The sequence below is a fragment of the Paenibacillus sp. Negev47 genome, from assembly GCF_058313655.1.
Window position 1 is genome coordinate 4,414,879 of the sequence record NZ_CM177754.1, and the last position, 14,955, is coordinate 4,429,833.

At 47.8% G+C, this 14,955-nt stretch carries 12 protein-coding genes; 2 read left to right on the forward strand and 10 right to left on the reverse strand.

The window, feature by feature from the left end:
- The first annotated feature begins 43 nt into the window (after positions 1 to 43).
- Together AC4G47_RS19765 and AC4G47_RS19770 are read left to right on the forward strand one after the other, a co-directional pair.
- Positions 44 to 2,032: a GTP-binding protein gene (locus AC4G47_RS19765; RefSeq protein ID WP_491102296.1), complete on the forward strand. Its 1,989-nt coding sequence runs from the start codon at positions 44 to 46 to the stop codon at positions 2,030 to 2,032.
- Positions 2,033 to 2,046: 14 nt separating this feature from the next.
- The gene (locus AC4G47_RS19770) at positions 2,047 to 2,724 is read left to right on the forward strand and encodes a tetratricopeptide repeat protein (protein WP_458126327.1); all 678 of its coding nucleotides are present in this window, start codon (positions 2,047 to 2,049) and stop codon (positions 2,722 to 2,724) included.
- A gap of 111 nt (positions 2,725 to 2,835) precedes the next feature.
- Here AC4G47_RS19770 and AC4G47_RS19775 read toward each other — a convergent pair whose 3' ends face one another.
- From AC4G47_RS19775 to AC4G47_RS19820, 10 genes are all read right to left on the reverse strand, one after another.
- Positions 2,836 to 3,894 (reverse strand): phosphotransferase, encoded by a 1,059-nt coding sequence (locus AC4G47_RS19775; protein ID WP_458126326.1) that lies wholly within the window; start codon positions 3,892 to 3,894, stop codon positions 2,836 to 2,838.
- Between the two features lie 107 nt (positions 3,895 to 4,001).
- Positions 4,002 to 4,628 (reverse strand): GDSL-type esterase/lipase family protein, encoded by a 627-nt coding sequence (locus tag AC4G47_RS19780; RefSeq protein ID WP_491102297.1) that lies wholly within the window; start codon positions 4,626 to 4,628, stop codon positions 4,002 to 4,004.
- Between the two features lie 203 nt (positions 4,629 to 4,831).
- Positions 4,832 to 7,999, reverse strand: a complete 3,168-nt coding sequence (locus AC4G47_RS19785; RefSeq protein WP_491102298.1) for an MMPL family transporter — start codon at positions 7,997 to 7,999, stop codon at positions 4,832 to 4,834.
- Entirely contained in the window at positions 7,996 to 8,454 is a 459-nt protein-coding gene (locus AC4G47_RS19790; protein WP_491102299.1) for a MarR family winged helix-turn-helix transcriptional regulator, read from the reverse strand. The genes AC4G47_RS19785 and AC4G47_RS19790 overlap by 4 nt, the downstream gene beginning before the upstream one ends.
- A 220-nt stretch (positions 8,455 to 8,674) precedes the next feature.
- A complete protein-coding gene (locus tag AC4G47_RS19795; RefSeq protein WP_458126322.1) occupies positions 8,675 to 9,112 on the reverse strand; it encodes a GNAT family N-acetyltransferase in 438 nt (145 codons plus the stop codon).
- A gap of 63 nt (positions 9,113 to 9,175) precedes the next feature.
- On the reverse strand, positions 9,176 to 10,066 hold the full coding sequence (locus tag AC4G47_RS19800) for a hypothetical protein (RefSeq protein ID WP_491102300.1): 891 nt from the start codon (positions 10,064 to 10,066) through the stop codon (positions 9,176 to 9,178).
- Between the two features lie 63 nt (positions 10,067 to 10,129).
- Positions 10,130 to 10,843, reverse strand: a complete 714-nt coding sequence (locus AC4G47_RS19805) for a class I SAM-dependent methyltransferase (protein ID WP_491102301.1) — start codon at positions 10,841 to 10,843, stop codon at positions 10,130 to 10,132.
- A 129-nt stretch (positions 10,844 to 10,972) separates the two neighbouring features.
- Positions 10,973 to 11,950: an alpha/beta hydrolase gene (locus AC4G47_RS19810; RefSeq protein WP_491102302.1), complete on the reverse strand. Its 978-nt coding sequence runs from the start codon at positions 11,948 to 11,950 to the stop codon at positions 10,973 to 10,975.
- 38 nt (positions 11,951 to 11,988) lie between these two features.
- Positions 11,989 to 13,704: an ATP-binding protein gene (locus tag AC4G47_RS19815; protein ID WP_491102303.1), complete on the reverse strand. Its 1,716-nt coding sequence runs from the start codon at positions 13,702 to 13,704 to the stop codon at positions 11,989 to 11,991.
- A gap of 12 nt (positions 13,705 to 13,716) precedes the next feature.
- A complete protein-coding gene (locus AC4G47_RS19820; RefSeq protein WP_491102304.1) occupies positions 13,717 to 14,805 on the reverse strand; it encodes a cobalamin B12-binding domain-containing protein in 1,089 nt (362 codons plus the stop codon).
- Between the last annotated feature and the right edge of the window lie 150 nt (positions 14,806 to 14,955).

A 14,955-nucleotide genomic window follows, 5' to 3' on the forward strand; every position in this document is an offset into this window, starting at 1 on the left:
GTCGGAAACATTGCGTTCCGTTGTCAGAGGAGCTTAACATTCCATGTTAAACGAATTGAATCGCAGGAATATCGGCATCTTCGCCCATGTAGATGCGGGGAAAACCACCACAACCGAGCAGATGTTATACGAAAGTGGTGTCGTCCGCAGTCCCGGACGTGTGGATGACGGAACAACAGCCACAGACTCGCTGGACATTGAGAAAGAACGGGGCATATCCGTTCAGGCGGCCATGACCTCTCTGATCTGGAAGAATACCATCATTGACCTTATTGATACGCCTGGGCATATTGATTTCAGCTCCGAAGTAGAGCGAACGCTGCGTGTGATGGATGGTGCTATTCTGATTCTGTCAGCAGTGGAGGGAATTCAGTCCCAGAGCGAAGCCATCTGGCATGCCCTTCGTTCACTTCGCATCCCTACCATTATCTATATTAATAAAGTGGATCGGATTGGCGCGTCTGCCTCAGTGGTAATGGAGCAGATTCGTTCCACCCTGTCCCCTTTCGCATGCGAAATCCAAACATGCCATATCCATGAAGATTCATTTCATGGCATCGACTCCCTCTGGAATCCGAATCAAGATGCTCTGTCAGATTGCCCCCCTTCCATTCCAGGTCTGGTCGAGATCCTTGCCGAACTGGACGAAGAGGTCATGGAAGCTTACATTCAGGAGACTCCGTTATCTCAAAAAGATCTGAATGAAGTGTTCCTGCGGCATGTGCATCAGGGTGAGATGTTCCCTGTGTGTTATGGTGCTTCTGGCAAAGGAATCGGCGTCACGGCATTGCTGGATGCGGTCCTTGCATTTCTGCCTCCACCTGCACAGCCTGTGGACTCTCCGGTATCTGGTGTTGTGTTCAAAATTGAACGCGACCGCTCGATGGGACGCACAGTCTATGTCCGCATGTATGGTGGTAGCCTGCACAATCGGGATACCATTCATAATTCGACGCGGGAACTTGAAGAAAAAGTCACTCAGATTCGCCGCATGGACGGACGGAAATGGTCGGATACCGGTTCCGTTCACGCAGGACAGATTGCTGCACTCTACGGACTGAGCGACACGCATGTGGGTGACATTATTGGTAGTCCCGAGGGTGTACCTCCTCTGCCACAGATGGCTGTGCCGTTGTTGACGGTGCAAGTACATGGCAAAGACCCGGCACGTTACCCCGATCTTGTGGCAGCATTGCAGGAGTTGACGGACGAAGATCCCTTGCTCGACCTGCAATGGTTGCCAGAGGAACGAGAATTGCATCTCAAGGTCATGGGCACCATTCAGCTTGAGATTTTATCCAGCTTGTTACTGAGTCGTTTCGGACTGGATGTCGTGTTCGATCCGCCATCCGTTATCTACAAGGAGACACCCCGTGCAGCCGGAGAAGGTTACATTGCCTATACGATGCCAAAGCCCTGCTGGGCCATCCTCCGCTTCAGGATCGAACCTTTGCCTCGTGGAAGCGGTCTGATCTATACCTCAACCGTAAGGGCCGATCACCTGCTGGTACGTTATCAGAACGAAGTCGAACGACGGATACCCGAAGCCTTGTCTCAAGGCATGCTCGGTTGGGAAGTCACCGATCTGCGCATCACACTTGTGGAAGGGGAACATCATGTCTGGCATACCCACCCGCTTGATTTTGTCGTAGCCACACCGATGGGAATCATGGATGGATTGGCGAGCACAGGTACCACCTTGTTGGAACCACTCCTTCAGTTCAGGCTGACGGTCCCGGAGGAATACGGTGGCAAGGCCCTCAGCGACCTGGTACATATGCGGGCAACCTTCGAGGCTCCCGTCATCGGTGGTGGACGTTGTATTATTGAAGGGCTCATGCCTCTGGCAACCTCAATGGATTATCCGGTGAAGCTGCGTTCAGAGACTGGCGGCCGTGGGGTACTCACGACTTCGTTTGCCGGATACCAGGACTGTCCTGCGGATGTGACTCATGCTCGCAAACGGAGAGGGGTTAATCCGCTGGATCAATCGAAGTATATTTTAAGTGTACGAAACGCGATTACATCATAAATGGAGTTGACCTTGTGCTAATTAAATTTCTTATCTTTGGCCTTCTGTGGCGGATTATAGGTAATCCGTTCATTGCCATTCTGATCTTACTCGTTATATTGTATTTCCTGGATCGTCGTTACGTTGGCGTATTCCCAAGCTTCACGAAACCCCTCAAGCGTATGCGTAACATCTCCCGGCTTCGGCAACAACTTGCGATGAGCCCCAATGAAGTATCATCCAAGCTGGAGCTGGCTCGCCTGCTGATTGAGCGCAAACGTTACAGTGAGGCACATGCTTTATTGCTTGAACTGGAACGCCCATACGAACAATCGGCTGAGTATTGGGAGGCACTGGGGACGACTGAGCTGCATTTGGGTAATATCGAAAAAGGCGAACGCCATATTTTGCAAGCCCTTGGTATCAACCCTAGAGTCAAGTACGGACGCCCATATCTAACCCTTGCTGGAGCCTTCAAAGAAACACATCGGGACAAAGCGCTGAATTACGTGCATCAGTTTCAGGAGATTCATTCTTCATCCAGTGAAGCTTATTATCTGCTCGGCTCGGTACATCGTTCACTCGGAAACAATGCAGATGCTAAGCAGGCTTATGAGCAATCCTTAAACGTTTATCGCTCGTTGCCCAAATACAAGAAACGACAGGAGCGCCGCTGGGCTGTCCGCAGTTGGTTCCGCAAGCGTGGATTGTAATGTCATCCGCTATACGCTGTAATATTCATATATAACTCTTCTAACCAATAAAAGTGCACTGATCTCTGCCCTTGTAGCAGAATTCAGTGCACTTTATTCATTGAAAACCGCTTAATATACCAATATTTCACGCAATCGTTCTTCATTCAGCCGCATCCAATCGATCCGCTGTTTGAGCTTCACAATCTGCTGTACAGCCACTTCCGGTTCATCTGTCATCTCGAACATGCGACTGATGAAATGCATGACCACATCCAGACTACGTAGCAGAATCAATCGCGGTATCGCTAACAGCTCTTCTGGTTCCAGGCTGACGTGTGCCCGAAATCCCTTAATCAAGCCCTCTTGTGCTTGCCACATCCAATCTTCACTCTTGTCCATAGTCAGAAGATCAGACATCGGAACAGCCAATTCCATTACCCGCAGATCCCAAGTGGCAAATTCAAAATCCAATATGGCACAGATTTCACCCTGCTCATCTGCCAACACATTAGAAGCATTCACATCCCCATGAACCAGTTGATGCGGCAGATGTTCCATTCCACGCAGTGCTTCAAACAAATCTGGTAGTGTAACCCTAAGTTGCTTCAGTTCATTCGCACATGCGGCCAATTGCACTGGCGGCGATGTGCATAGCTGTAATAATCGTTCGGGTGAACAGAGCGGATACGCATCCTGAATTCGATAATAAGGCGGGTAAACAGGTTCAAGGGGTATGTCCAGCGTAGCCATAACAGAAGACAGAGCACCTGCTGCTTGACCAAGCCCAAACAATTGAACTGGCGTATGCCAGATCGGATTGACGCCTTCCCGATAATGAAACAGAGTGACGATTTTGGTGTGACCTGTGAGGCTATCTTTGATAGCAAGGAATGTACCTCCCTCACCAGATAACCGTCTTACAGGTGAAGGCGTATCAAGCTTAAAGTTCGAACGTTTGAGGGCCTCCAGCACCTCGTGTTCAAAGGCGATTTTCATCGAATCATTATGTGTTTCATATTGTCTCAGTACGTAACTAGTCCCGTCTACATGGAGCATGTAGGTAGAATTATTCATTCCACCTTTTCCACGCTCACCTTTCCAGTCCGATGTGAAACCATATAAGGCCAACACTTCGGATATACGTTGCTGCTCTGAATGATGGAGGGAACCGGAATCGATGTTTTGCACCAAATATTAACCCCTTTATCTCACAAAATGGAACTGTCATCTATTTATCTTAAAGGAACTCCACTGCTTGGTCTAGTTCTGTTCCAACGTAATCCATGCTTCTCTGTTCAAGAGAACGGATAATATCCGATCCGATTCAGCTGTTCTGCAATGACACGATATCCTCTTGCATTAGGGTGCACCTTGTCCCAGAATAACAGCTCACGTTCACGCCCTTCAAACCTGTCATAGACCTGAGCACACGCATAGTTTCCTGATCCGGCTCCATTCAGAAACGAATTATATTGGCGCACCCAGTATGCAGCTTCCGTTGCCTGTGGATACGGGTTGTACAATCCGATGGATCGGACCATATACTCACTATTGCCCTTTAACTGCCGAATGTGCCGCATGATCTGGGATACATTACCCCGGGTTTCTCCAAGCACCTGTGTCATTTTGCCGGCATTCGGAATGCCATTACTTGCTTTAAATGTACGAATCAGATCATTCCCACCAATGGATAATGTAATAATATCCGCTTCACGCAGCGATTGCCGTACTCGGGGATGCGATGAGATCATCTGTAACATTTCTCCCGAAGTCAGTCCATTGACGCCCATATTTTCCATGGATACAAACGCACGAACATTCATTTCCGCCATTCGTCGATATAAAGGAACAAAGCCGGTGCCCAGCAACGCTCCTGTACCTACCGTTAATGAATCGCCTATAGCCACATATCGATATACCATCCCGTCGCCCCTCTCTGCTGTGATTTCTCTGAACAATAATGAACTGCTCTATATCTTATGATGAGTGGGACGACAAGGCGCGGGATGGTGTCCTTAGGCATCAACCTTTCTTTTGCACAAGGCAGTAGTTTTCTTTTAGAGGTGAAAAAATAGAAAAAAGGCCCTGCGGCATAACGCGGCAGAGCCTAATCCATCGTAATGTATTACATGCCTATAGTCCGATCCGAATCAGTGGAATCCGCCTGTTCCTTGTTAGGGAATGGCCACCAGTTGGCCCGGCCAAACATCTTCACCATCACTGGAACGAAGAATGGTAAGAACAACAGAGAGTACAAGATCAGTCCGCTAAGGACTACTGTGGCGATCTGCATCATCGAGAGAACACCGGATGGATACATGGCAGCAAATGTACCGCTCAGAATGACCGCTGCAGAGAGGATAACGGTCCCCATGTTCTTCATCGCGTACAACATGGCATCCTGTACTTTCATGCCTTTGTTCTCATTGAAACGGTCCATCAGGAAGATGCTATAATCCACACCGAGTGCAATCAGCATGACAAATCCGAAGAACGGAGTAACCCAGCTGATGCCTGCGAATCCGAGGATATTAACAAAGATCACTTCCGTTAACGCCATCGATGTGAAATATGCCAGTAATAAGGAAACGATCAGATACAGCGGCATAATGATCGAGCGGAGCAGCACAACCAGAATAATAAATGTGCCTGCCAGCATCAGCATTACAGTCCGTGTATAGTCGTTATTCGAGATCTCCTGCAGATCTGCAAACGTACTGGTAACTCCGCCTATGGCGATGTCTGCTTTTTCAAGCGTACTGCCTTGTACCGCACGATGCACAGCAGCCTCAATGTCAGGGACACGATCAATGGCTTCTGTTCCGTATGGATTTTCGGCGAAAATAACGTCGATAGTCATCGTCTTCCGGTCTTGGGACAGATACGTATCGAATACCTGTGTGAAGTCTTTGTTGCTCAGTGCTTCTTCAGGAACGTACCAGCCTGCCAGATCCGAATCCGGTGAATTTTGCAATTGTGTCAGATAGTCCTGAGCTGAATCCAGTCCCCCGGATACCTGTTTAATACCATCGACACTTTGATTCAAGCCATCCGTCAGTTGTGTCAGTTGACCACTCAGATCCGAGAAGCCTTGCTGAATTTTCTCCTGTCCACCCTGAAGCTGACCAAGTCCGGTCTGAATGGAAGGTATCTCCTTAATGACTTTCCCTTGACCATCAGCGGCCTGTTTCAGACCTGTCTCAAGCTGACTGATTCCCGTTACAATCTGGCCCAGACCATCGGCAAGTGCTTTTTGTCCGGCTGCTGCGGAGGCAAAACCTTCATTGGCCTGATTAATTCCAGCTGCGGCTTCCCCAAGTTTGGTCTTAATCTGACCCAAACCTTGAGCAAGCTGCGCTGTGCCAGAACCCGTTTCACCTATCGTGCCTTTGATACGCTGGTAGTCAGCATCCTGCTGTAATTCAGGATAACGTTCTTCAAGTGCTGTGAAGGATTCGGACAGACTGGTTAGAGCCGTTGAAACCCCGTTCAGCTGCTGCTCCAGCTCACGAGTTCCATCCCCCAGTGCAGCGACACCAGCTCCTGCCTGACGATAGGCTTCAAGTAACTGATTGTTCACCTGCGCAAGTTGATCTGCGCTCGTTTTGGCTTGCTGGAGCCCTGCTTTCAGATCCCCTGCACCTGCAGAACCATCTCGAATGCCTTTTTCAATCTGCCCAAGTCCCTGGCTTAGCTGCGTGATACCCGATTGCAACTGGGTAGTTCCTTTGGTAAGTTCACCTGCTCCATCAGCAGCTTCTTTTAACTGTGGTTCATTTTTACTTAGCTGACTGCTGGCTTCACTCAGACCATCACGGATTTTGTCCAGCCCCGTCTTGCCTTCACCCAGTCCATCAGATAATGTTCCCACTTGCTGTGTAACTTCAAAATCTTTAATCTCATCACCCGTAGGTCGTGTCATACTGCGGACACCAGAGACTCCGGCTACTTTCTCTACTTCCCGGCTAATTTTCTCTGCAACGGCCATATACTTCGCATTATCCATCTCTTCATCGTTCTGAATGACGATCTGACCCGGCAGCGATTCACCCGGACCGAAGCTGTCAGAGATAATGTTGAATGCTTTTACTGAATCATATTTCTCGCCAATCTCATCGAGACTGTTAAACGACAGTTTACCATCGTAGGTTGCCAGAAGAGGCACACAGACAGCTGCAACGATAAGCAGCGCAGCCCATGGACGTTTCAGCGAGAAGCGACCAGCGGCACCATAGATTTTGCTCTCGGCATGCTCAAGTGAACCCTTCGACGGCCAGAATAGCTTCTTGCCCAGCACCGCCATGAAGAATGGTACGATGGTCACCAAGGCGAGCATCATCACAGCAATACCTACAGCTACGGCAACCGCAGAACGGTACAACATAAACTGGGCAAAGCCGATGGCAATGAATCCAACCAGCACGGCAAGAGCCGAGAAGAGTACCGTTTTACCCGCAGTACGATAGGTGGCAATGATGGCATCCCACGTATTCTCATGATGAGCCAGTTCTTCCTTGAACCGACTGATTAACAGGATACAGTAATCTGTACCAATCCCGAACATGACGGCGACCATAAATATCTGTGTAAACGTGGATATCGGGAAGTCGACTCCATCCACGAGGAATGCAACAATCTGTTGCGATACAATGTAACTGATCCCCACCGTCAGCAGTGGTACAAACGGAGCTACAAAAGAACGGAAGACCAGGAACAGAATGAGTAAAATAAAGACAACTGTAATATATTCCGATTTCTTGAGCCCCTCTTGGGAACTTTCAATGGTATCCTCGTCAATCAGACCTTTACCGGTTATGTAGTGCTCCACATTGACGGACTTCAATGCTTCATTCAGGTCTTCCCGCATTTCCTTGACCGTGCGATCTCCCTGATCAATGGATAGCGACGTTAGAATCGTTTTGCCGTCAGCTGAGATCATCTTCTCGGACAATTCAGGCTGAGAAAAAGGTTCCAGAATGGACAGAATGCCCAGCTTCTCCTTATCGGCCTCCAAGTTCTTAATGGCCTGCTCTGCCTCTTGTGTTCCCGTGGTACCCAGACCATCCGGATTATAAAACACAAGCGCGATCTGGCTACCCTGTTGCTCTCCTTTTTGCGCTGCAGCTTCATTCAAGATCGCTGCTGCCTGGGTGGATGAGTACCCTTCAGGAACCGAAAACTGCCCCTTCTCCCGAATCAGTTCACTCATGTTAGGGGCAGTAAACATCAACACGGCAGCTACAGCAACCCATAGCCCCATTAACCACCATCTTGCTTTCAATATCGCTCTCATTCGTTCTCCTGTCCTCCTTCATGCGTTAGCAAAGCTGCAAGCTTCTCAAAAGATTCAATGAAAATTCGAACCTCTTCCGGTTTAAAATGAACCAGGTACGGCTCCAGAATCTGCTGTATTTCCTGTTCTGTCTCCCTGTATACCTGTCGTCCGTTATCCGTCAGTGTCAGATATACAACTCGACGGTCACGTTCATCCCCGGCCCGATGGACCAGATCGCGTTCCACCAGCTTGTTGACCAAAGCGGTAATGCTGCTCTTACCTATGCACAGAAGCTCTGCCAGATCAGAGGGTGTGCAGGAAGGTTTCTCTTCAATCAGACGAAGTGCGCAAAACTGATCGGTCGTTATGGTCTGCCCCACTTGTTCACGTATCCGCGTATCGAACCGCTTATTGACCAGAAAGGAAGCATCCAAATAGCGGTTCACCAAACTTTTCGCATCCGGTGTATTCATTCTTCATTCTCCTTTCCCGAATCTATATAGTTCGCTTGGCGAACTATTCTCTTGTGAAACTATTCTATAATGAAACAATCTCTTAAAGCAATACTTTTTTCCTGGTTTTATGATAAAAACAACAAAAAAAACAGGACGTCCGACTCAGCTAATTGCTAAATCCAACATCCTGTAATGATTATGATCCATATACTTCATAAAGTAATAAAATTTCTCTGTGTTACTCTTCCTCTGTATCTTCCTCTTTTTCAAGCACACAACGGAATCGCTCCACACCTGGGTATAATTCACCCAGACTATACACCACGAACCCCGTATTCCGATAAAACTCGACGGCTTCCAGTTCGGTCTCAGCGATCAGTCTATCGGGATTGTATGTTGCCAACAGTTGTGAGATCATACCGCGTCCATAATTTTTGAAGCGGTTTTCAGGCAAAACCGCGATATGATGAATGGTAATCTCACTTGTTCCTGTCTTCTCATATCCAATCAGACCGATCAACTGTCCTTCATCTTCGTAACCGGCCATTTGCAGTTCGTCCTTCTCTACATATTGTTGCAACGCACGGTTCAAGTGATCCGGATCAGGAAAGACCGAATAGGACAACAGTTCCTGCACTTCCGGCTCCTGTATGCGTGATTTCAAATTAATTAACACCTTGATTCCTCCTATACCTTGCTTGTTTCCGTTATCGTATTGTAGTCGTTAGCCTCTAAAAGTTCAAGTCGTGTGCCGATTCAGCTCCGATTGAAGCACAGTCGAGATGTCGTCTTGTACTTTGATCACCGCCATATGATATGCATCCAACAATGCACCTCCAACTGCTGGCAGATGGCTAGTCATGTATTGAATTGTTTTTCCATTGGGTTGATAGGCAGCATCCAGCCCTTTCTGAACAGCTTCCACCATATATGGCGAACTCAGACAACTTCCGGTAAGATTCAAGGACACTGTTGGATGTTCAAAACAAGATGCAAGCATCAAGATGCCCACAACGGCCGTGTCAGCAGCCGAGTCACATACCCTAACAGCGAGGGGAATATTGCGAGCAGCAGCTTCCGTCACCATAGACGCCATCTGACCAAATTTCCGGTTGGTCGCCTGTTTATTTTCGGCAAAACCGGCTACCCCCAGCGCAGTGAGCTCTCGGACTGAGGTAACATTCCAATATGCCAACACCTGCTCAATCCAAGCTTGATCCTGCGGCCCATAACGTCCTGCAAGAATGGAATGCACCGTGTCGTAAGCTAAAAAACGTGCTGCTGTCGGCGCGTAATGTCCGAACTGATCATTGCGTAGCCAAGCTCCCTGTTCCGTTTTGCCAAGGATTAAAGAGCCCGTCCCTCCAATAGCGACAATGCCTGGCTCACCGTCGAAGGCCGCTGTATGTGCGATGTGCGTATCGTTTACTGCACTGATCCTGCCTGTAATCCCCGTACGAGCGAGTAATGCCTCAGCCCAAACTGTATCTTCAGGCTGATTCAAGCCTGCCATCCCTGCCTGAATGGAGGCGATCTGACTCGGCTTGAGCCCGGCTTGAGTTATCGCTTCGGCGACAGCCACACGCGTATGGCTCCCTCCTCCATCCATCCCTATTACATATGTATTCATCCTATCTCCCTTCAGACTACACATTAAGAGTGCCGGGTCCATTGTCAGATCCCGGCAGAGAGTTTATTGCTTTTGTACAGCAAAACGAAGCAGTTCACAACGAAACTGTGTCGGTTCATTATACTTTTCCTCTTCAATCGTCTGTGTCACATGTTCTTGAAGTAGAATATTCCAATCTTTGTAGGCATCCTCCAGCAAAGCGATCGCTTCAACTGTCGACAAGTTCAGTTCAATTAATGGTTCAATCTCCTTGCCTGTATTGATTTCTTTCTCCTCCACATTGGTGCTCATCGTAATACAATGAATGCCCCCTGTACGAGTTCCGGCCTGTAATCGGTCTATCGCTTCCATGAAGGCTTGCTTGTTCGAGACATGTTCCAGACAAGAACAAGCTGCTATATAATCAAAATAGTTTGGCTCAATAGCATAGTGTTCAACATCTGCTTTCACTGCCTGCACGATATGATCAACCTGATATTCTTTCGCATACTTGCGAAGTCCGTCTACTGCCTCATCGAGTAAATCCACACCGATGACTTCACTGTTGGTCTGGGCAAGACGCTGTGCAATCGGTATCGTATGTCTCCCGACTCCGCATCCCAGATCAAGAACACGCAGTTCCTCCTTGTGAACAAGCAGACGTTCCAGCATATCCATCACCATAGGCATGGGCCTCGACATCCAGGTACCAGAGGCGAATAATTCATTATTCTGATAGAAATTGGAATGATAACCTGCCTCTGCTTTTCGCGCAGCCTCAAATTGTTCGTTTCCCATCAAGATACCCCCATCAATTAGAAAATGATTTTGCATCTTCTACTTAATACCCAGATTGCCAAACAAAAATCAATTAAATGCCCAGCCCCTTTATTCATCGGCATGCCTACAAGCACAAGGTCATCGCCTTTACTTGGCCTCTGAACTTACAGGCACGAAGCACGAAGGCGATAGATTCTTTTTCATAAAGGATTCCAGTGCTGCCTCATATCGGATGCGATCCACTTGAAACGCTGTGCCATGGCCCGCCCGGGGAATTGTGAGCAATTCTTTCTCGGTCGGACAAGCTTCGTATAACCTGTACACCATTTCTGTTGGTACGAACGTATCAGCTTCACCGTGGATGAACAGCACAGGCACGTTGACTTTGGCAAGTTGATTCAGCGCGGATGCCTCCCTGAAAGAGTATCCTGCCTTCCATCTGGAGAGCAGACTTGTGACGGGTATGAACGGAAATGCAGGAAGTTTGTATAATTGCTTCAATTGGAACTTCAGTTCTTCTTCCACGGAGGTATACGCGCAATCAGAGACAATCGCTTTAACTTGGCTTGGCAGAGCTTCACCACCTGTCATCAGTACGGTTGCTCCTCCCATGGATATGCCGTGCAATAGGATTTCCCCTTGTGTACCCACCTTTTCCAGGACCCAGTTGGTCCACTGGACATAATCCTTCCGATCTAACCAGCCAAAACCAATGATATGCCCTTCGCTCTGTCCATGACCTCGATCATCTGGCATGAGTACGTTATAGCCGTGCTTTTCAGCATAAAACCGGGCGAATCCAGCCATTTCTCTGCCTCTCCCCGAATAACCATGTGCCAGAATAACCGTCTGATCTGACCCACTATTGGAACCGAGCCATGTACCATACAGTTTTAATCCATCATGCGATTGAATAGATATCTCTTCTGTAGGCTGAGCATCAAGCCACTCCAGATCGGAAGCACTGCTGATGATTTCATTGTCCGGTTCAGGCATCAGATTCGGATTATCCACCAAAAACGTTTTGGGCGTACGTCGAATGGCAGTTTTGAAAAAATAAAGCCCTCCTGCCCATAGAAGAGCAAGAACGATCAGAATCAGTGCCCCAAGTCCGTAGAATAACATGAACGTGACCTACCTTTCCTTTCCTAATTACAATGTGTTCAATTCTTACTTACTCGTTGCAGGGCCGCACATGCTTCTTGAAAAGCAGGCAGCAAAGTATCTAGCAACGGTTCTGCTTTACGCGATTGGCCTTCCTTGGCGAACTGCTCTACCTGGGCAAACAAAGTCGATAGATAACGAATCCCCAGACTCAAACTACCTGATTTCAGATCATGGGCTACCCCTGTTGCAGCTGCATGGTCTCCCGAAACAATATGTCTACGCAGCACTTCGATCTTGGCAGGTGTTTCGGTACGATACATGTCCAATAACATACCCAGAAGTGAGCCATCGCCATCGGTGTTTAATTCCGCAATCTCATGCACGATACTCATATTCAGTACCTCTGTCGATTCAGAAGGTTGCTGCCACTTCTGGATCATCGTACTCAGGATCTCCAACGTGAACGGTTTGCCGATGAAGTCATTCATTCCGGCTTCCCTACACTTGTCTTTCTCTCCTTGCATAACATTACCTGTCATCGCAATGATTGGGGTGGCATGACGCATTTCATCCATTTCTATCGCGCGAATTTTGCGTGTTGCTTCCAAGCCGTCCATTAATGGCATCATATAATCCATTAGAATCAAACTGTATTTTTTGCTGAGAAAAGCAGCTACTGCTTCCTCCCCATTCAAGACAGCGTCCACTTGGGTGATTCCCAGCTTTTTGAGTTGAAACATAACAAGCTGCCGGTTGATCACGTTATCATCGGCCAACAAGACAGATACGGAAGAAGCTTCATCCCCCACAGCCTGGGCTTGAATCTGCTCAGACAACGGTGGGCCGGACTCGGGAGCGGACGGGTTACCTTGTTTCTTGTTAAGCCCAAGTTCGAACCAGAATGTTGATCCTTCACCCTCTTTGCTGTCTACTCCGATCTGACCTTCCATCAGTGTTACGAGCGATCTGCAGATCGATAATCCAAGACCCGTTCCTTCATACTCGCTCGAACGGCCTCGTTCTGTCTGCATATAGGGTTGAAATAATTGGTTCTGATCTTCTTCCGAGATACCAATCCCTGTGTCTTCAACTTCAAATCGGATCATTTGAGTAATCTCATCATCCTTAATAAGGGTAACTCGTATCCGTACCGTACCTTCTGATGTGAATTTGTTTGCATTCTGAATTAGATTGATGAGCACTTGCGTAATTCTCGTTGAATCCCCTTCCAGAAGAGTTGATATTCTGGAATCAAAGTCTACCGATAACTGATTGCCGTTCTTTCTGACTTGAGGTTCAAGCAAACGAACAATATAATGTATCGTTTCTTGCAGATCCACATCCCCCAGTTCAAGTCGCATCTGCCCCGCCTCAAGTTTGGACAAATCCAGAAGATCCTGAATCAGCTTAAGCAGCAGTCTGGCAGCATCCTGTATAACAGAAACAGAATTCTCCTGTTCTTCAGACAAAGGAGACAGCCGCAGCATCTCAGCCATCCCCAATATTCCATTTAATGGCGTACGAAAATCATGACTGATTCCTGCAATAAATGCGCTTTTAGATTCACCTGCATCTACTGCTTTCTGACGTGCGGCTTCAAGACTAATATTGTTCTTCGCAAGCAGACGCTGGAGTGTGACCAGTTCATTATTCATATCCGAGAATTCCGCAAGCGTCCGTTCCTCCTGCTCTCTGCTACGGATCATCTGATCCGATAACTGCTCAATCGTTCTGCGCAGCCTCTGTATCTCTCCGTTCTCATCAGGCACCACATCACCCCTCTCCTAATCCCTAACCATATCATGATGATCACATGAAACTGGCTGAGCCAGTAATTGTTCTGCGACGGCAACTGCTTCATTAGCTCCTGAAGCATAACCGTCAGCTCCTATCGTTCTCCACAGCTCCTGATCAATATTAAAGGGATATCCCCCAACCATAATCTTCACATGTGCCGTTGCCGGATGATGACGTATTAGATGGATGAGCTCTTTGGCCAGATGAAGATGATACGTCATCGTAACTGAAATCGCAACAACATCGCCCTGATGGCGCTCTATGGCCTCTACTACACTTCCATTGGGAACATTCGCTCCCAGATAGTACGTATTCCAACCTTCCATCTCGAACACATCTGTGAGCATGCGTAGTCCGATCTCATGTTGTTCACTGCCTACACAGGTGGCAACCAGCTTTTTATCCTGACCGTTATCCATCAACCAGCGTGAGTAGAGACGTGAGATGAATGACTGGGTCGCTGCCGTACAAAAGTGTTCCTGCCCTACACTGATCCGATTGCATTGCCACAATCGCCCTATTTCGTACTGGCTAGGCTGAAAGATATATCGATAAATATCACGAATCGTCGCCCCGGCTTCTAACTGAACTTCAATGATCTCAAAGGCTTCTTTTCGTTTATTATCAAGCAAACACTGCAAGTACGATTGAGCAGCCTCTCCATAAGGCATGGATTCATTAATGTAACCTGCATGTGACTCCGTTTGTGTTGTTCTATATATTCCCATCTCCAGATAATCGAGCAGAAGCGCCTTTGACGGATGGTCAAATTCCTCTTCCAATGTCTCTTTAATCAGATTGAGATTAATCGCCAGGTCTTCTGCCGATACCTTGTAACCCTCAAGTAGAACTTTCAGCCACGCAATATAATGCGTAAAGAGTTGAGGACTCTGTGCGAGCGCACTTTCGGCCAAATAGTTCAAGCTATACTCAGAATCCTGTTTGGTTCGCATTTTTCCATTCTCGCCAAATCTCTCAAGTAAATCGGGCTGTCTGAGATACTGTTTCTCCGTTATTTTATCAGCCAAGTTACTGGCTTGTTGGAGTAAGTGTTCTCCTGCTTCTCGATGACTCATGGACGCATCCCTCCTCTACTCGGGAATGAGATCGACGTTAGCTAACTTGCAGTTTGGGATAGGTTCATCTACGTGATCTTTAATGCTGTTATCCATCCATTCCGCTCTCCATATGTCTGTTCCATTATACATGAACTTTTGATAAGCATG

Coding starts and splice junctions, on each gene's coding strand:
- AC4G47_RS19785 (WP_491102298.1), bottom strand. CDS start 7,999: ATGAGAGCGATATTGAAAGCAAGATGGTGGTTAATGGGGCTATGGGTT.
- AC4G47_RS19810 (WP_491102302.1), bottom strand. CDS start 11,950: ATGTTATTCTACGGACTTGGGGCACTGATTCTGATCGTTCTTGCTCTT.
- AC4G47_RS19805 (WP_491102301.1), bottom strand. CDS start 10,843: ATGGGAAACGAACAATTTGAGGCTGCGCGAAAAGCAGAGGCAGGTTAT.
- AC4G47_RS19800 (WP_491102300.1), bottom strand. CDS start 10,066: ATGAATACATATGTAATAGGGATGGATGGAGGAGGGAGCCATACGCGT.
- AC4G47_RS19765 (WP_491102296.1), top strand. CDS start 44: ATGTTAAACGAATTGAATCGCAGGAATATCGGCATCTTCGCCCATGTA.
- AC4G47_RS19790 (WP_491102299.1), bottom strand. CDS start 8,454: ATGAATACACCGGATGCGAAAAGTTTGGTGAACCGCTATTTGGATGCT.
- AC4G47_RS19780 (WP_491102297.1), bottom strand. CDS start 4,628: ATGGTATATCGATATGTGGCTATAGGCGATTCATTAACGGTAGGTACA.
- AC4G47_RS19820 (WP_491102304.1), bottom strand. CDS start 14,805: ATGAGTCATCGAGAAGCAGGAGAACACTTACTCCAACAAGCCAGTAAC.